This window comes from Sphingomonas sp. G-3-2-10 (assembly GCF_012927115.1).
In the GTDB taxonomy this organism is placed as follows: Bacteria; Pseudomonadota; Alphaproteobacteria; order Sphingomonadales; family Sphingomonadaceae; genus Sphingomonas.
The window spans coordinates 157,224-175,400 of record NZ_JABBFY010000003.1 but is presented as its reverse complement, the minus strand read 5'-3'; the positions used below and the strand labels follow the sequence as shown (position 1 = coordinate 175,400).

Annotated in this window: 13 protein-coding genes; 6 read left to right on the top strand and 7 right to left on the bottom strand. The window is 61.9% G+C overall.

Translation table 11 applies throughout. The annotated features are described in order from the left end of the window. Positions 1 to 7 precede the first annotated feature (7 nt). Entirely contained in the window at positions 8 to 1,066 is a 1,059-nt protein-coding gene (locus HHL13_RS21500; protein WP_169558023.1) for a LacI family DNA-binding transcriptional regulator, read from the bottom strand. A gap of 300 nt (positions 1,067 to 1,366) precedes the next feature. On the opposite strand from HHL13_RS21500, the gene HHL13_RS21495 reads away from it, so the two are divergent. The 4 genes from HHL13_RS21495 to HHL13_RS21480 are packed head-to-tail and all read left to right on the top strand — an operon-like array spanning position 1,367 to position 5,857. After that, positions 1,367 to 2,734: an FAD-dependent oxidoreductase gene (locus HHL13_RS21495; RefSeq protein WP_169558022.1), complete on the top strand. Its 1,368-nt coding sequence runs from the start codon at positions 1,367 to 1,369 to the stop codon at positions 2,732 to 2,734. Between the two features lie 16 nt (positions 2,735 to 2,750). Continuing rightward, positions 2,751 to 3,521, top strand: coding sequence for an L-iditol 2-dehydrogenase (locus HHL13_RS21490; RefSeq protein ID WP_169558021.1), 771 nt, complete (start codon positions 2,751 to 2,753; stop codon positions 3,519 to 3,521). 1 nt (position 3,522) lies between these two features. Next, positions 3,523 to 4,959, top strand: a complete 1,437-nt coding sequence (locus tag HHL13_RS21485; protein WP_206377185.1) for a mannitol dehydrogenase family protein — start codon at positions 3,523 to 3,525, stop codon at positions 4,957 to 4,959. A gap of 7 nt (positions 4,960 to 4,966) precedes the next feature. Beyond that, positions 4,967 to 5,857 (top strand): ROK family protein, encoded by an 891-nt coding sequence (locus HHL13_RS21480; protein ID WP_206377184.1) that lies wholly within the window; start codon positions 4,967 to 4,969, stop codon positions 5,855 to 5,857. A 264-nt stretch (positions 5,858 to 6,121) separates the two neighbouring features. Here HHL13_RS21480 and HHL13_RS21475 read toward each other — a convergent pair whose 3' ends face one another. The 3 genes from HHL13_RS21475 to HHL13_RS21465 form a co-directional block, all read right to left on the bottom strand. Further along, a complete protein-coding gene (locus tag HHL13_RS21475; RefSeq protein ID WP_169558019.1) occupies positions 6,122 to 6,559 on the bottom strand; it encodes a hypothetical protein in 438 nt (145 codons plus the stop codon). Continuing rightward, on the bottom strand, positions 6,538 to 10,749 hold the full coding sequence (locus tag HHL13_RS21470; RefSeq protein ID WP_169558018.1) for an RHS repeat-associated core domain-containing protein: 4,212 nt from the start codon (positions 10,747 to 10,749) through the stop codon (positions 6,538 to 6,540). The genes HHL13_RS21475 and HHL13_RS21470 overlap by 22 nt, the downstream gene beginning before the upstream one ends. Before the next feature lie 82 nt (positions 10,750 to 10,831). Then, positions 10,832 to 11,008: a hypothetical protein gene (locus tag HHL13_RS21465; protein WP_169558017.1), complete on the bottom strand. Its 177-nt coding sequence runs from the start codon at positions 11,006 to 11,008 to the stop codon at positions 10,832 to 10,834. Positions 11,009 to 11,526: 518 nt separating this feature from the next. On the opposite strand from HHL13_RS21465, the gene HHL13_RS21460 reads away from it, so the two are divergent. After that, positions 11,527 to 11,877, top strand: a complete 351-nt coding sequence (locus HHL13_RS21460) for a hypothetical protein (protein WP_169558016.1) — start codon at positions 11,527 to 11,529, stop codon at positions 11,875 to 11,877. Between the two features lie 409 nt (positions 11,878 to 12,286). Here HHL13_RS21460 and HHL13_RS21455 read toward each other — a convergent pair whose 3' ends face one another. The 3 genes from HHL13_RS21455 to HHL13_RS21445 are packed head-to-tail and all read right to left on the bottom strand — an operon-like array spanning position 12,287 to position 17,544. Next, positions 12,287 to 16,033 (bottom strand): hypothetical protein, encoded by a 3,747-nt coding sequence (locus HHL13_RS21455; RefSeq protein WP_169558015.1) that lies wholly within the window; start codon positions 16,031 to 16,033, stop codon positions 12,287 to 12,289. Positions 16,034 to 16,045: 12 nt separating this feature from the next. After that, a complete protein-coding gene (locus tag HHL13_RS21450; protein ID WP_169558014.1) occupies positions 16,046 to 16,999 on the bottom strand; it encodes a hypothetical protein in 954 nt (317 codons plus the stop codon). Then, positions 16,996 to 17,544 carry a hypothetical protein gene (locus tag HHL13_RS21445; protein WP_169558013.1) on the bottom strand — a complete coding sequence of 183 codons (549 nt, stop codon included), beginning with the start codon at positions 17,542 to 17,544 and terminating at the stop codon, positions 16,996 to 16,998. Before HHL13_RS21445 ends, HHL13_RS21450 begins: the two co-directional genes overlap by 4 nt. Before the next feature lie 186 nt (positions 17,545 to 17,730). Between HHL13_RS21445 and HHL13_RS21440 the strand changes: the two genes are divergently transcribed. Further along, positions 17,731 to 17,877, top strand: coding sequence for a hypothetical protein (locus HHL13_RS21440; RefSeq protein ID WP_169558012.1), 147 nt, complete (start codon positions 17,731 to 17,733; stop codon positions 17,875 to 17,877). The last annotated feature ends 300 nt before the right edge of the window (positions 17,878 to 18,177 follow it).

Here is an 18,177-nt window from a genome sequence, read left to right as displayed (position 1 = left end):
CGTCGCCTCAGCGCGTGGTCGATGCGCGCAGCACCAGTTCGGGCACGATCCGCTCGGTAACGACCCGGTCGTCCGCCCTGCCCTCGATCCGGTCGAGCAGCCGGCGCGTCGCCCGGCTCGCCACTTCCTGAAAGGGCAGGAGCAGCGTGGAAAGCGGCGGCTCCATGAAGCGGGTGAAGGGATCGTTGCCCCAGCCCATCACCAGCACATCGGCGGGAACCCGGACGCCGCGCTCGCGAAGCGCACGGTAGAGGCCGAGCGCGTAATAATCGTCACCGACGACGAAGGCATCCGGCCGCCGGCCGCGGTCGAGCAGGTCGCTGGCGACGCGATAGGCGTCGTCGGCGTGCCACGACTGCGAAACGCGGAACGACCGCGGCGGCGGGACGAGAGCCAGGTTGGCGCGAGGATCGAACGGCAGGCCATGCTGCTCGAGCGAGCGCCGGAACCCCTCGATGCGCAAGCGGATCGTCGAGAAAGGCATGTCCTCGTCGATCAGGACGACATCCTTCGCCCCCTGCGCCAGCACAGCGTCGGTCGTCAGGCGGATCCCGGCTTCGTTGTCGGTCGAGAAGAAATCGACGCCCAGTTCGGGAAGTTCGCGGCTGACCAGCACCAGCGGGATACCCGCCTTGATCACCGGCGTCCACGCATCGAACCGTTCCTGCACCGGCGCGGCGATCAGGCCGTCCAGTCCCGAGCGCAGCGCCCGGCTGATCGCATCCTGTTCGCGTTCCGCCGATTCATAGGACAGCAGCAGCAGCACTGTGTACCCCGCGCTCTGAGCCTGAAGCTCCACTTCGCTGACCAGATCCGAGAAGAACGGATTGGAGATGTTGCTGACGATCACCCCGATCGTCTTGCGCGATCCCAGCACGAGCGAGCGCGCATGGACGTTCGGCACATAGCCGAGCCGCTCCGCCTCGGCCTTGATCCGGGCGCGCGTCGTCGCGCTGACACCTGACTTGTCGTTGAGCGCGCGGGATACGGTGTTGGCCGTGAGGCCAAGGATATCCGCAACATCCTGAAGCGTTGGCTGACGACGCCCGTTGCTTCCATCCGCCATGCTTGTCTGTGTCTCCCGTTCGAGATCACCGTCTAGCGATACGCGGGCACCACGCCAAGCCTATGCCCCATATGTAGCGGACTACATTATCGCTATCTTAAATCTACAACACTCCGCGCACGTTGGTGCCACCTCTCGGCGCACAATAGCGATCTAAAGTAGGGTGATATCGACGAATTTGACCATTGCGCCAGTCTGTGTCAGATAAACATTATCGTTATTTTTATATCACGGGCACGACGCCCATCCAGCACCACCCCAACAATAGGAAATTCCGTGCCATCAGCATCTGGAGAGAATTTGTCGATCAGCGCCCCCGAGCGGGCCGTGCCGGTGGCTGACGCGTACGACGTGATCGTCTGCGGCGGCGGTCCCGCGGGGCTGATCGCGGCGGTGGCGGCGGCACGAAACGGGGCGAAGACGCTGCTGATCGAACGCTATGGCTTCGTCGGCGGCATGGCGACGAGCGCGCTGGTGACGCCGATCAGCGAGTTCCGCCATTTCGGCAAGCAGCATATCGCCGGCATCCCGCTCGAATTGATGCGCAAGGCCGCCGCGATGGGCGGCGCGAACGTGTCGCTCGAGAGTGGCAACTATCCCGTCAACGACGAGATCATGAAGCTCGCCGCCCAGCGCCTGCTGCTCGAGAGCGGGGTGACCCTGCTCTACCATAGCTGGTTCTCGGACTGCGCGATGGACGGCGACCGCGTCAGCCACGTCATCGTGCAGAACAAGGCGGGCCGCGTGGCCTATGCGGCAAAGGTCTTCGTCGATTGCACCGGCGATGCCGACCTCGTCCGCGCAGCGGGCTTCCCCACCACCAAGGGCGATGTGCTGCAACCGGCCACCCTGTGGTTCCAGCTTGGCGGCGTGGATACCAAGGCGCTCGACTATCTGTTCGGCGATGCCGTCGACGGGATGCTGCCCGTTTCGAACACGATCCGCAGCCGGCTGCTCGAACTCAATGAGCAAGGCGAGATCCCGATCTTCGGCGGCCCCTGGATCAACCGCTTCTTCCGCGACGGCATGGTCAGCATCAACCTGTTGCGCGAGGCGACCGATGCCAGCGACCCGGAATGGTTCACCAAGACCGAATGCAGCCTTCGCGAGACCCTGCAACTCGTCATCGACATATTGCGCCGCGAATTCCCGGCGTTCCGCGACTGCTGGCTGGCCAAGTCGGGCATTCAGGCCGGCGTGCGCGAAACCTACCACATCGTCGGCCTCTACGAGCTGCAGAAAGACGACATCCTCGTGCCCAAGGCGTTCCCCGACACGATCGCCAAGGGCGCGCACGTCATCGACATCCATGCCAGCGACAGCAACGAGCAGAACGACCTCGTCATCCCGCGGCAGGAATATAATGTCCCCTTCCGCTGCCTTGTGCCGCAGGGCAGCATCAATCTGGTCACGGCGGGGCGGTGCCTCAGCGCCGATGGCCCCGGTTTCGGATCGGTCCGGGTGATGGCCACCTGCATGGCGATGGGCCAGGGCGCCGGCACCGCCGCCGCGCTGAGCAGCCGGCATGGCTACAGCATGTCCGACATGGATTTCGGGCAGCTGCGCGAAACGCTGATCGCGCAGGGCGCGGTGGTGGATTTCGACAATGTCATCAACCCCGGCGAACCGATCGAACTGTCGGTCTATCCGGCGGTCAACGCAGCCTGACGACGGAGCGCGGAACATGAGGCTGCAAGGCAAGACCGCGCTGATCACCGGCGCGGCGCGCGGCATCGGTCTGGAATTCGCCCGGGCCTATCTGCACGAAGGGGCGCGCGTGGCGCTGGCGGATATCGACGGCGACGGCGTGCGGCGATGCGCCGCCGCGCTCGGCCCCGGCGCAATCGCAATCGAGATGGACGTGACGCGCCAGACCTCGATCGAAGCGGGCTTTGCCGAGGCGATCGAAAAGCTGGGCGGGCTCGACATCCTGATCAACAACGCCGCCCTCTTCACCGCCGCGCCGATCGCGGAGATCACGCGGGCAGAATATGACCGGACCTTCGCGGTGAATGTGGCGGGCAGCCTGTTCTGCCTGCAGGCGGCCGCGCGGCACATGATCGCGCGCGGACAGGGCGGCAAGATCATCAACATGGCCAGCCAGGCCGGCCGCCGCGGCGAGCCGCTGGTCGCGGTCTATTGCGCGACCAAGGCCGCGGTGATCAGCCTGACCCAGTCCGCCGGGCTGGACCTGATCCGCCACGGCATCAATGTGAACGCGATCGCTCCCGGCGTGGTGGATGGGGAGCATTGGGATGGGGTCGACGCGCATTTCGCTCACTTCGAGAAGCGCGAGCCCGGCGAAAAGAAGCGGATCGTGGGCGCATCGGTTCCGATTGGCCGAATGGCAAACGCATCGGACCTGACCGGCATAGCAATCTTCCTCGCCAGCGCCGAGGCAAACTATATCGTTGCCCAGACCTATGGCGTCGACGGCGGCAACTGGATGGCATGAGATGAGCGTCGCGCAGCCCCGCTATGACCGGCGCCAGCTGAGCCCTGGGATCGTCCATATCGGCGTGGGCAATTTCCACCGCGCCCATATGGCGGTGTATCTCGACGACCTGTTCGCGCTGGGCGGCGACCGGGACTGGGCGATCCTCGGCGCGGGCGTGCGCCCGGCCGACACAGCGATGCGCGATGCGCTGAAGGCGCAGGATTGCCTCTCGACGGTGATCGAGCTGGACCCCGAAGGGAAGAGCGCCCGCCGCGTCGGCGCGATGATCGACTTCCTCGAAGTCGACCCCGGAAACGGCCCGCTGATCGCGGCGATGAGCCGGCCGGAGATCCGCATCGTCTCGCTGACGGTCACCGAAGGCGGCTATTTCATCGATCCCGCGACCGGCCGGTTCGATTCCCGCGCGGCGGAGATCGTCGCGGACAGCGGGAACCCCGATCGACCAGCGACCGCTTTCGGCGCGATCATCGCCGCGCTGCGGATCCGCCGCGATGCGGGCGCAGCGCCCTTCACCGTGCTGTCGTGCGACAATCTGCCGGGGAATGGCGATGCCGCGCGCGCCGCGACCGTCGGGCTGGCGCGCCTTTCGGACCCCGATCTCGCCGGATGGATCGAGACTCACGGCGCCTTCCCCAACGGCATGGTCGACCGGATCGCACCGGCGACCGGCCCGCGCGAACGCGCGATGGCCGCGACGTTCGGCCTGGCGGACGACCCGGTTCCGGTGACGTGCGAACCGTACCGCCAATGGGTGCTGGAAGACCGGTTCGCGGCCGGCCGCCCCGCCCTCGAAAAGGCCGGCGTCACCTTCACGCGCCACGTCCATGAATTCGAGGCGATGAAGATCCGCATGCTCAATGGCGGCCATGCGATCATCGCCTATCCGGGCGCGCTACGGGGCATCGCCTATGGTCACGAAGCGATGGCCGACCGGAGCATCGCCGCCTTCCTGGACAAGGTGGAGACCGACGAGATCCTGCCGATCGTGCCGCCCGCGCCGGGGCAGGACCTGACGGCGTACAAGACGCTGATCCTCCAGCGCTTCGCCAATCCCGAGATCGCCGATACGCTGAAGCGGCTTTGCCATGACGGATCGAACCGCCAGCCCAAGTTCATCATCCCCTCGATCCGCGACAATCTCGCCCGGGGCGTGGTGCCGAAGGGGCTGATCCTCGCAAGCGCCCTGTGGTGCCGTTATTGCTACGGAATCGACGAGCGCGGGCAGGAGATCGAGCCGAACGACCCGGATTGGGAGGTGCTGACCGCAGCCGCGCGCGAAGCGCGAGCGGATCCCGCCCGATGGACGGGGATGCGCACCATCTATGGCGACCTGGGCGACGACCCGGCATTCGCCGCCGCCTTTGCCGAGGCGCTCGACGCGCTCTGGCGTGACGGCGTCGACGCCACGCTGCTGCACTATATCGGCCGGAGCTGACGCCATCATGGCTTCCGCTCCGTTGATCGCCGGCCTCGAACTGGGCGGCACCAAATGCGTCGCGATCCTCGCGACCGGCCCGGACGATATCCGCGCGCGCGAAACCGTGCCCACCGCCGATCCCGCGACGACGCTCGCGGCGCTCGAAGCCGTGGTCGATGGCTGGCGGTTCGACGCGATCGGCGTGGCGAGCTTCGGCCCGCTCGACCTCGATCCCGCCAGCCCGGCATTCGGATCGGTCAGCCGGACGCCCAAGCCCGGCTGGTCCGGCACCGACCTGACCCGGCGCCTTGCCGCCCGCTATGGGAAGCCGCTGGCGATCCAGACCGATGTCGTCGGCGCGGCGCTGGCTGAAGGGCGCTGGGGCGCGGCGCAAGGACTCTCCAGCCATTGCTATATTACGATCGGCACCGGCGTGGGCGTCGGGCTGATCTCGGGCGGACAGCCCGTACAGGGCGTGGCGCATGGCGAGGCCGGACATATGCGCGTGGCGCGGGCAGCGGGCGACAGCTTCGCGGGCGCCTGCCCCTTCCACGGCGATTGCGTCGAAGGCCTGATCTCCGGCCCCGCCCTCGCCCGCCGCTTCGGCCGGCCGGGGCAGGAACTGCCCGACGACGGGCCGGAATGGGATCATTTCATCCACGATCTGGCGGGGCTGCTCCACAATCTGGTGATGGTCGCGGCGCCTGAGCGCATCGCGATCGGCGGCGGGGTGATGGCGGCGCGGGAGGCGCTATTCCCCCTCGTTCGCGCGCGGCTCGCAGCCGGTATCTGCGGCTATGGCTCGCTTTCGGACTATGCCGGGCAGTTGGACCGGCGGTTAGGCCCGCCGGGGCTCGGGACGCTGGCGGGGCCGATGGGGGCGGTTGCGATGGGGTTGGAGGCGATCCAAGTCTGAGGCCGACAGTATCGACCCCGTCGTTCCAGCGAGCCCGAACCGCCCCGGCCAACAGGTTGCGAGGGAGTTTTTGGTCGCTCGAAGAGAGCCTGCTGCCGCCGATTGCCAGATTAGGCATATGCAACGATAGCCGAATAGTCGATGGACAAGACCGGCCATACATGATCGAAATTATTCACATGAATTAGAAATATCTTACGCAGCCAAACCAATAAGGTATTATTATAATACATTTTCAAACTAAATGAAGTGATTTTTGAATATTTAGCAATCGACTTTATTATATTTATGCATGATCATATCGGGAAAAGAAGGTATTGTTATAATTATGCCTTTTGCAGATCTGTCCACATCAAAGCTGAAATCCCTGCCTTTTTCTTCAAGATATTTATCAAATTTATAAAATTCTTTTCCACCTGAATCGGATATTTTAATTAATGCGTTTCTAGGAAAAACGACGATTACAGGATCATTGTTTCTACCTACAAGCCCATATTCATATTCGCTATATATTACATTAGAATCACTCACGATATTTTCCAGATTTAATTTAATATCTGGCGCATCGTGCGATTTATAGCATCCAATTATTTCATGCTTATCAAGTTTATCATTCAATGGATCTGATCCAAAATTGGAACACGATCCACCGATGATCAAAATGACAAACAAACTCGAAATTATTTCTTTGGCATTTTGCATCCAAAAATACTCGTGTTAGAAAAACCGGCTGTTAGATCAACATTTACACGCCAAGATTTTGGATTGAATGGATTATTAAATGAAATATTGAAACCCCTACCATTCTCTTTCTTGGTATTAATGTCAATTTGACTAGAGTATCCAATTGAAGCCCCAGGAAAGGATACACCAACGGAAACCGTATCCGACCCGCCTACAAATCCTCTTAGACCAGACCTAGAAACGGTTCCTTCAAAATTTGCGCTACCGGCTGCAATACCCTCCAAGAATACCGTACTAGTAAAATAGCCAGTAGCTCCAGTGCTATCATCTTTCCATCCACCTGTAACTACGCCCATTCCCAGTACAAATGCGCCCTGCTTGCTAATTCCCCACGTAGTTATTTTTCCATTTCTTGCACTTGCAGCCAATGCCGCTCGACAAGGATCAGGTTCGTTTTCCGGTTCTTCGTTTTGCTCCTCGGGCCTAGGTTCGATATACGGTGTGCTATAGTCTTTCAGTCCAGGAATGCATCCTACAAAATCAAACCACCCGGATGACGGCCGACATTCTTCTTGACCATCATCGTTCCAGCCACAATCGCTACCGTAATCTGGCCAAGTAACACAGCTCCAAACGCGACCTAATCCAGACGGATCTCTAAAATTCCCCGGATCATTTCTTACGTAAGCATATGTATTCATCCCATCGCCATATCCAATCGGATCGGTCTGCAAGAACCGCCCCAGCGTCGGCGAATAAACCCGGGCCTTGTAGTAATACATGCCCAGCTCCGGCAGCCACGCCTGCCCGGTATATTGGAACCGCCCGGCATTCCCGCTCGCCGGAATCCCATATTCGTTATAGCTGTTGATCGCGACCTTCGCGCCGGTCGCGTCGGTCCGCGCCACGATCGATCCGCGCTCGTCGGTCTGAAGGAACGTTCGGGTAACCGTCCCAGAACCCGTATATTCCACCAGCACCTCGTCCGCGCCGGGGCCGCGGACATAGCGGCGCTGCATGATTCCCGCGTCGTTCATCTGCGCGATTTGCTCGGCACCGTCATACAGGAAACGCTGACCGACCGAGCTGACCGCAATCTTGTACAGACGGCCCAGCGGATCATATTGCAGCGTCGAACTGGTACTGCCGACCGTCGCGCTGGTGAGTAAATTCTCCGAACTATAACCGAAGCTGTCGCTGCCCGATGAAGTCAGGTTGCCGCGAGCGTCATAACCCAGGCTGGTTCCACCCGCGGCGGTAAGCTGGTTGAGGCCGTTGGAAGTGTAGTTGCGGCCGACATTATAGTGGCCACCCCAGGCATAGCCGTCATTGGTCCGGGTCTGCCCGGCGATCTGGCTGGCGGGGTTATAGGTGAAGCTGGTAGTGACGTCGTCGCCCGAACCCGAAAGGTTGTGCGACAGCGACGACAGGCGCGAGACACCATCGACCGAATAGGTCGTCACCACGCCGTTGCCGAGGGTCAGGCTCGTGCGGCGGCCCAGATCGTCATAGGCATAGGTGGCGAGCACGCCGATGCCCGAAGTCGCGCCATTTTCGCGGATCACCGCCATCTCGCCGGTGACGAGATAGTCATAGGTGACATATTGGCCATTGGGCCAACTCAGCTTGGTGCGACGTCCGGCGAGATCATATTCGTAGGACACTGTCCCGTTAAAGTTGATCGTATCGAGTCCACTGCTCCGGGCGCTCAGGTTCCGGCCCAGTGCGTCGTAGGTGAAGGTCAGGTCGTTGCCAGTGTGGCTGGCGCCCGTCATCCGCCCCAGGAGATCGTAGGTGTAGCTGACGTCGGGTTCGCTTCCGGGCAGGTTCTTCGCGGTCGGGCGGTTGAGCGTATCGTAGGTAAAGCCGATCGACGTGCCGTCGCGCAGCCGAATGCTGGTCACGTTGCGGTTCGCGTCATAGGTCGGCTGGATGTAGTCGGTCGTCGAGCTGGTGCCCGCCCCCTTGGTGGTGTCGGGCAAACGCGTCTTGGCGACGCGATCGAAGCCATCATATTCGTAGGTCGTCTTGTTGCCCTCGGCGTCAGTGACAGTCGCGAGCTTGCCGTTGTCGGTGTAGGTCGAAGTCACTTCATCGGCCTCGACACCGCTCACGCCATAGCCGGTCTGCACCTTGGCGACCTGACCGACCGCGTTGTAGGTGTATCTGGTGATGCGGTCCGGCCCGGACGAACCGGTGGTCGCCAATGTACACGCCGATCCCGGCAGGGAGCTCCAGGTCGAGGGGTTCATCCGCTGCGCGGTACATTCGGGACGTCCCAGCGCATCAAAGCTATATTGAGTCACCTGATGCGTATTGCCGCCGGCGGTCAGCACCACCTTGGTAATGCGGCTGTTTGCGTCATAGGTGCGCGTGATTTGCTGAGCGGAAGCAAACGCCGCCCAATCCGTGTCCGTCGTACCATCGACGACGCCGATTTCAACGACGGTCAAGCGGCCTGCGGAATCATAGGTCCGCTTTTCGGCGCGACGCTTGAGCGCGCCCGCGCCATCGGGATCCGCGGATATAATCCCCGTCGTCCGCCCGGCCGCATCGTAACGATAGGTGACCGTATCCGCGGCACCCGAAAGCGGGCCATCCACAGTCTCCACCTGGCCGATGGGCGTATAGGTAACGCCGGTCGTGCTGGTCAGACTGCCGTCCCCCGCCCCCACCGAAGTGCTGGTCGGAATCCCCTGGCCGTTATACGCGATCGTCGTCTTGACTTCATCCGCCACACCGCCGGTGCACGTCGCTCCGGTCTGGCAGGTCGACGTGCCGGTGGGGAGATATTCGCCACCGCTGAGCGTGTAGCTGTACCGCGTCTCGGGCCGCGTACCACTTCCGCCTGGCGCGGGCGCGGTCACTGCGGTCACGCCACCATGCGTGCTGTCATAAGTGAAGTTGGTGGTGTTGCCGCGCGCATCGGTAACGCTGTTGGGCTTGTTGCAGGTCAGGGCGTTCGAGCAGGTCGAATCATAGCTGGCGGAGATGACGATGTCCGCCGGGCCCGAACTTTTTGCGACCTGCCGCGTCTCGGTAACATTACCCCGGGAGTCATAGCTGGTGGCGAGATAATTCCCTTCGGGCTGGGTAACGCGCGTAACTCGCCCCTGACCGTCATATTGATAGGAGGTGGTCTTGCCGCGCTCGTTCGTGTCGGAGGTTACGGTCAGGTTCGTCTGATTCGACACGATGACACGCTGATTGCTCAGCGGATCGGTTACGGTCGTGGTGCGCGTCGTGCCGACATCGGAATAGCCATAGCCCCAGGTGCCGCCGCCGTCCGTGACGGACGCGACCCGCCCATTGCCATCATAGGTGATGGACGTCGTGTCCGCGCTGGTGGAGGTCGGATTTCGGATACCCACCAGCTGCCCGGTCGAACTGTTGCGGGTATAGCGCCACTCGCGGCTCAGCGGGTCCGTGACCGTCGACTGCGTGTAACCGCCGGCGGTGGAGGATGCATAGCTGGCATAGGGCCACGCCAAGGTGTAGGTACAGGTATTCGCCGTGGCCAGACAGCTGTCGACATTCGTATCGGATGCCGTGACGCGCGTCAGCTGGAGCCACGGATTGAGGTCGGCGCGCACCGTCGGATTATTGAGCGCATAGTCGAAATGCAGCATGTAACCATTGCTGTGAACGACGCTTTGCAGGCGTGTACGCTTGGTAAAGTTGGGACATGGTGTTTCATAGTCGATGACACAGACTTGCACCGTCTTGAAGGTCAGTGAAATCTCTTCACCCGACGGATAGACGATACGGGTCGCGCGGCCATAACTGGGGTAGGTTACAGTCGATCCGTCCCAGCGCAGATCGATTATCGCCTTCACACCCGTCGGCGAGGTATATTCGTACATGTCGGTGGAGCTGTTGTAGATCAGCTGCGATCCCTGCCCCTCCGCCGGAACGAAGGCGCCGCCGGAAAGCGTGAAGCTTTCGGATCTTCCGCCCACACTCACCGTATATACGGTACCCGAGATTTTCATGCTGATCGTCGCGGAATCGTAGCTGTCCACCCCGCGGCCATTCCGCGCATAGCTGAGGCCCGACGGACCATCCGGTCCGATCGCGACGTCAACCGTATCGAAGTTGAAGGTGCCGCCCATCACATCGACGCCGTTCCGATCGACGGCCTGACGGATCGGCGGGACGTTCTGCGCCTGCGCGATCGCGGGTATCGACGTTCCCAGCAGAACGGCCACGGACGCGCGAAATCCCTTTGCGACAAAAGCCATCGCAATTTCCCCCTTCACTGAAATGTAGAAACTCAGGCCGCGACGATACTCAGTTCGGCGACCCGGTGACGTTGACGGTCACGCGGTTCTCGGCCTTGTCGTAGGTATAGTTGGCCTGAAGATTGTTGTTGACGCTGCCGCTATGCTCGACCTTCACCAGCCGGCCGCGCGCGTCATAGGTGTAGTTGATCGTTTCGTTGGGCGGCGCAGAGGTCGCCGCAGTCATGGATGCCGAAGCAACGCCCAGGATAACAATCGTGAGAGGAAGCACCGCTTTTCGAAAAAATCGCATCGTGTTCCCCTACGCAAGACGGCGAGTCTCATCTCGTGACGCCCACGATACGAGTTGACGGACCGTCAGCAATGCCCCGGCGACGGTATTTTTAGGCCGGAATGGGTCTATCTCGTCTGCGCGCCCATCGACGATAGTCTTCCTCATTCACGCTTTGGCGTCGGAAATATTGCACCGTGAATCCTGTCATTATTGCCATCAGGGCTGTTAAGCATGCGCAGCGATCATACGCAGGAGGGTTCATGGCTCTTAGGTTTTCGGGGAATGCTCGACTTGCTTCCATCTTCACCGTTGCCGCTGCAATCATGGCGGTAACGATCATGATGTTTTCCGTGATACTGGACCTGGAGGCCCGCAGGCAAAGGCTTCCCGAACTTTAGTCGATCGAGCGCGACTCCGTCCGCCAGACCATTACCGATCTTCGGCACAATGTTACCGAGTTGCGCGCGCAGATGGAGAAGCTGAAGGGCCCGTCGGGGCAGATCCCGCATGACAGCCAGGTACAAAGGGCGGAAATCGCCGCTCTGGACAACCGGCTGCGCAAGATCGAAGCCGTTATTATCGAGGACCCCGAAAAGGCCCTGTCCATCCCGATGCTCAGAAAAGAGATTGGCCTGCTGCGGGAGGGCGGCTCGCAATCCGCCGCTGCGCTGAAGCAAAGCGTGGATCAGGTTTACGACATGAACAAATGGCTGCTGGGCGCGATGGCTCTCAGCGTTCTCGCTCTGGCCGTGAGCCAGTTCTTCCGAGCACGAAAGGAAGCGCCCGCCCAACCACCGGTGGGTGTGAACGGGATCGCCTAAATCAGCGCGTCGGCATCGTAAGCGCTGGCGCAGGAAGAGGGCGCGAGGCGCTGTCCAGCGCCTTCCGGCGAATCGCCGTCGCTGCCCATGCGGGAAACGCAAATTTCCTAGGATGTCGGTGGTGCGCCTACAGGAGTCTCGGTCGCGACCTATCATTATGAAATAACAACATAATATTGATGTGATTTTCCCGGACGCCCCCGCCGAGGCCCCCAAGAATTTTTGCTCCGATGCGGACTCGAACCGGGTCCGGACAGGTATCTAAGTGATTGATTCTAAGGACGCAAAGATCGGGGATTCGAGCGAGATATTTCGAAACACTTTTTGTCAAATCGCGGCGATTTGGCCCTCGAATGCGCGCCAAATTCCTGCACTATGAAGTCGCAAAGGCCAGGGTCCGGCCGGGCGATTAGCGTTCGATCCGCAGGCGAGCGTCCTCATCTTCCCGATCGGCTTCCCGCTTGTACGCGTCTACAAGCTTGCGCAGGAGTTCGGCAGTTTCGGGCCAGACGTCCGCGATGGCGGCTGCTCTGGCCTCATATTTCGCGCTAAGCCTCCGCTCCTGGTCGCCGCCTTCGTTATAGGCGCGTGTCGTCACCCCCCGCTTGTTGCGAACGCCGACCAGGAAACCTTCGCGAATGACGTCCGCATCAGGAAGCTCGATTACTTCTCGCACCAGCTCATGCGGCCAATGCCCGTCGGTGCCGCCAGGCGAATGCGCAAGCATGGCGCCGATCAGATCATCTGCCAGCTTGGCTTGATCACCGCCCCGAAAATACTGCCGGACGGCCTCGATCCAGCTGCGGAACCTGCTCGCCTCGATCCGGCCCCCACGATCGGTGCCGGGCAGCACGTTCAAACTCTGCAGCAGCCAATACGCATTGTGCGAGCGTTCCCTGGCCGCAGCGTTGCTGACTTCGTCGTTGCTGTCGGCGGGGTCCGCGTGATCGCTCGCTTTGGGAAAGGCGATCTCGATCAGCTGGGTGAACAGCTCGGCATGGTTGACCAGTTGCTCCGCTAGAACTTTGGGCGTCTCGCGGCCATGCTTGAGGAGGGGGTAGAGCGCCCATTCCATCGTCGCGAGCTGGATCCGATCGACCACCTCATTTTCTTCCAGCACCTTGATGATACGGTCGATCCGCCAATAGTCGAGCATCGGCCCGTCAGGCTCCTGGCCGGATCCGAAAGCGCTGAGCATGTCCAGAAGCAGATCGGGATCGGCTTCACCGGGCTTGAACTGTGCAAGCGCCAGCGCGGTTCGTGGCCGCTCAAATTCCATCAGACGGCCGAGGACGAATTGAGTGTCTTCCGGTTGCCGACCGGGGCGAGGGAACATCTGCCGCCAATATGCGCCGCGCACTTCCGCGCTCGCCTGATCGGCGCGCTCCCAAACTGGCGGACCGGGGGGAAGGCGCAGCAGGAGGCTGATGAAATTGCCATCGCTGTTGGCAATTTCGGGCATCGTCTCCAAACTCGCGACGAGCGCCGCAAGCCTTTCGTCGGTCAGCCCATTGAAATAACCGCGGAGCAGCAGCACGTCGGCCGAATCGGTGTCCGGTTCCTCGATCAGCGGAAGCAGCGCCGCGGTGTCGATCTCGAATTCGGGGTACCTGCCGAGGGTCCAGCCGACGAGATGCGGCTGCGCGCTGGCCCGCGCCAACGCCATGACGGCGGCTCCGCCGAGCTGGTCCATTATCTCGGCGAGCGCGGACTTCCGCAACCTGTCGGCCAGCGCTTCGCCGTCGTCGTCGAGGCTGTTTCCCTCGGGCGGTTCGATCCAGTCGGCTGCAAACAGCCACGCATGGCGTACGATCAAATCCTCCGGCGCCAACGAATGGTAGATCTGCTCGGTGCGGTCGAGGTGCGGCTGCACGCCATGCTCGTGGGTGCCGTTGAACGAATGCTCCCACCAGAGATACTTGCGCAGCGCCGCGCGCAGCAGCTCGCGATCGGCGTCGCTCTTGTCGATGAACGCCTCGGCCTGGTCGAGAATCGCGACCTGATCCTTGCCGTGATAGGATCGGAGTTCGCCCAGCAGGTCGGCGAGCCGGTCGGCGCGGTTCCCTGCGAGCGCGATGGTTCGCGTGCGTATCGCGCGCTCATAATTGAAGGATCTGGCTTTTAGCGGCCGCGTATGTCCCAGATCGTCCGTGCGCCACCGCGGATGGGCATTCGGGCTCGCGAAGCTGCCGCCGCCGGTGCTCAGGTCGTTGAGCAGCGTCCAGCATTGTTCGGGATAGCGTTCGATCACGCGGTCGATCGCGGTGATGCGGGCGCGTTCGTCGGCAGCCGTCTGCGGCCACCACGGGCGGAATAGCGATACCAGCGCAGCCATAGGCGTGTTTGCCCAGTTGCCGGCGACCGGCGTGTCGCTGAGTGCCGCGAGCAGTGACGCGACCTTCACCAGTCGGCGCGGGGACCATGCCAGCAGTTCTAACGACCAGAGCAGGTCCGCGTGCCAGCACCCGCCGCCGCCGGGTCCGGCGCGGCCGGTCTCGCGAATGAGCGCGGCCGGACCGTCGTCACCGCTGCGGATGCCCGCTTCGAGCTGAAGCAGATATTCTTCCGGCGCCGCTTCCGCCAACTCACGCAACACGTTGGAAAGCGACAGCCAACGATCGCGGTCCGCATTGGAGAGAAGTCGGCGGACCAGCAACGCGGCGCGGCCAGACGGTCTTGCCGGGGTGAGCGCTCCCATCACGTCGCCGACGACCGACAGCTTCACGAGGGAATCCCCCATGCCGTCGATCACCAGGCCGGACGCAGTCCGCTTCTTGCCGTAGATCGCCGCTGACCAGCGCTGGTCGGCCGCGATGTCGAGCACGGGATCACGTTCGGAGAAGATTCTTTCCAATGCCTCATAGAAGCGGTCGAGCTCATCGCTGGTGATCCGCGGGCCGACGAGATGGAGCAGTTCTATTGGAGACAGCGCCATCCAGACATCACCGATGCGCAGGATCGGAGAATCGTCGACGTTCGCCAGCTCGCGCAGCTCGCGTTCGATGTCGGCATACGCGCGCCCAGCTATCCGTTCGACGATGGCGGTATCCCGGGACTCGCTCGAGATCCAAGCGCCGACGAGACAGAGCGTCGTGAGACTGCGGGCGGCCGGGCGGTCGAGCCACGCAGGATGCGCCAAGGCAGGATTGCGGGCCTCGACGCGGCGATAGATCGACCAAGATCTGCCAGTGTTGCGGGACAGACGAGCGGCATCGGCCGGATCGTGCCCAAGCTCGACCAAAGCCTGCTCGAAATCATGCCGCAGGATTCGGGGCAAGGAGACATCGCTTCGCGTTTCGTCGCCTGTCCGCCCGGCGCGGGACGGATTGGAGGGGACAATCAACTTGACCCCGTCGCGGGGCCGCCACTCTGAGCCGATCTCGGGCGTCGCGGCGATAACGAAGCTGAGGCCTGGATTGGCATCGATCCAGCGATACGCGTCGACATCCGAGACAATTACGGCTCTGTCGGCAAGCTGCACGTCGATCAGTGTCGCGCACGCGAACGCTGCAGCCTCTTCCGCGCTATCACCTCGGATCCCGACGAAGGGCGTTTCAGATTGCAGGTGCCGGACAAGTTCTGCCTGAGCGGTATCGCGACCGGTGAAGATCGCGGCCGCCGTGATGGCATGGCGCGTCTGCCCCGACCAGCGGTCCCACCAATGCTCTGGCGAATGAAGCCCGGGACCGGCAATCCCGAGCTTTTCGCTCAGCCAGATCCCGACCCCCGGAGCGCGCTCGATCCATTGCTCCAGGTCATCGGCATCCAACAAGATGACATCGCGCCATAGACCCTCCGCCTGCTTGCTGGTTGCCCATTCCTGCTTGCCGCGCCAACGCCTCGGGGTGACGAATACGAAGGAAGTGCCGGCATCCGCTTCGTCCCGGCGGCCCTCATAGTCACGCGTCGCCTTCGCGCCGGGAGACTGGTCGCAGCCCATTTCCCAAACTGACTTTCCGCCCGGCACCCAAGGGGCGGCACCCTTGGCGTCGAGCATGCCATCAACGCCGGGGCGGCTTACCAATTCGCCGCTGGGGAAGAAGATGCTCTCGACCTCCGCGGTCGCGTGGATGAGCCGCCGCACCAGCGCGGGCAGCTGGTCCTGTGCTTCCCGGCTATCGGCCCAATCGATGATGTGCAGTGCGCGAACGTTCATTTCAGCGTCCGATCAAGCCTTGCCGGGATCGGCTTGCTCCTTGCCCGATGCCTCGCGCTTGCCCTGAAGGTGCGCGTCGAGCACGCGCTTGCGCGCGCCGTCCCCAAGAAAGATTTCGGCATAGTGCGTGAGGGAGAGCCAAGGGGCATCGTCCTCCGCTTCCTCTCCGGGAGCGAGGTCGCTCTGATTGGACGCAAGCGCCGCCGGAGATTGGCGACGCATGTTCATTGCCTGCGTGAGCGTTTCCTTTGCGGCAATCCAATGTTCGTCGAGCGGAACGACGCACAACAGATACTCATGCCACGCTTGCCGATTAGCATCCGGGTGCTCCGCCAAATCGTTACAGCCACCGTGCAGTTTCAAAATCCCCGGTTTCGAATGAACCGGCCAGTGGCGAAAGCGACGCCGCTCGCTACGAAGCGCATTCTGCACCAAAACAAGATACTCGCGAGGCGTTTCACCGCCACCCGCCTGACCGATCAACAGATGACGCCGTGGCTCGAAGTGTTCGTTCTCCCACACAGCACAGCTTTCATGAAGGCTCCGCGCCTGGGCTGCCAGGGCGAGCTGGTACTTGCACATCATAAGCCCGCGATCGAACGGCGCGAGGTCATAGTCCGGCTGGGTCGGGCGGTCCGGCTTGCCATGACAATCGAAGTGGAACCAGTGCTGCTGCTTCGACTGGACAAGCAACTGCGGGAATGATGTGTCGAACACGCATTCCGGCATCGCCACCATATCAATGAACGACTTGATCGCTGTCTGAAGATACTGCTCTAGCAAATCGATCTTGGTACGGGCCTGGTCTTTGCTACTATAAGAGATGAACACGTCCACGGCGCGCAGGACCACCTTGCTTGCAGCGCCGGAACCGATCGGTGCCACACCTGCGATATCGCGATCGACGACCAGCACCGCGGCGCGCGCGGCTTCGTCGATGAGAGGAGAAATTTCGCAGGCCGTCATGCTTCCAGGCCCTTGCTGGCCATCACCGGGGTGATTGCGTGTGGCTCAAGCGGCTGGATGATGTCCATCATGATGCTGTGGAGCAGGGGTGTGCCGACCAGAGGGCGAAGCCGAGTCTTGAAGGTGTCGCGCACGACCAGGTCGTAGATCTCCGCGGCTGCGACGATCGTGCCGATTCGGGTATTGCTGGCGCCGACATCTTTCTTGTTGCGAGCGAGCTCTACCCCAAGCGCGTAGCAGGTGAATTGGCCGGGACCGTATTTCCGCGCCAGGCCGGCCGCTCTCAATTCTTCGTCGGTGATCAGTCCCGACTCCTTCCAGATGATTTGCAAGACGAGATAGGACTCCGCGCGGAGGAGTATCTTCTGATGCTTATCCCTATCTTTTACGTCACACGGCACGGGTTGTACGAACACATCGTCTCTGAGCGTCGATTCGAACCGGTGCATCAGTTCGGCGAAGTCTGCATGCCCGCGCAGGGCCGCAACCGTCCGTTCGTCCGGACGGACGCATGGGGACGATAGTGCTTCGTTCGCTGTCGCCATGCGGTTTCTCGTTGCGGCGGCGGCACCATGCCATAGATGTTAGCTGCCAAGCCATTTCGGAATTCCGATAATCAAACCGACCAAGCGAATCCGATATCGGAGCCCGTCGGCGGAATTCCCCAAGCAAATCGTCAAATCGCAACCACTCTCCTCGCGCATTATGCCCGGGCGCGAAAGGATACGCGCATGAAGGACGCCGAACAGCTCGAGATCAAGATTCCCGTGCCGTGGTCGAGCGAGCCGGTCGGGATCGTCTGCACTGGCTGGCGCTGCATCTTCGTTGTGGCGGTGATCGCTGCCGCTGCGGGGATCGTGGTCGCGCTGCTCAATTAGGACCCGATCGAGCGGGACGGGTGCATTTGCGCCTCGCGCCGAATCTGGCGCGACCGCGCTCTACGGCGCATGCGCCGTCGAGCCCCTTGCCGGTCTCCGCCTGCGGTTACGATCGCTAGCTAACCGGAGCCTGACGGCCCCGATTAGACAGAGGCTGCTGCGCAGCCAGCCAATCGCCGGACTCGCTTGTCGATCGTGAGCTTGCCCAAGCGGGACATCGTTGAGTAGTGAAAGACAGCTTTCGGGATTAAGTCCCAGACGCGCGTAGGACCACACATGGGGCGCGTTGCGCCCATCAGA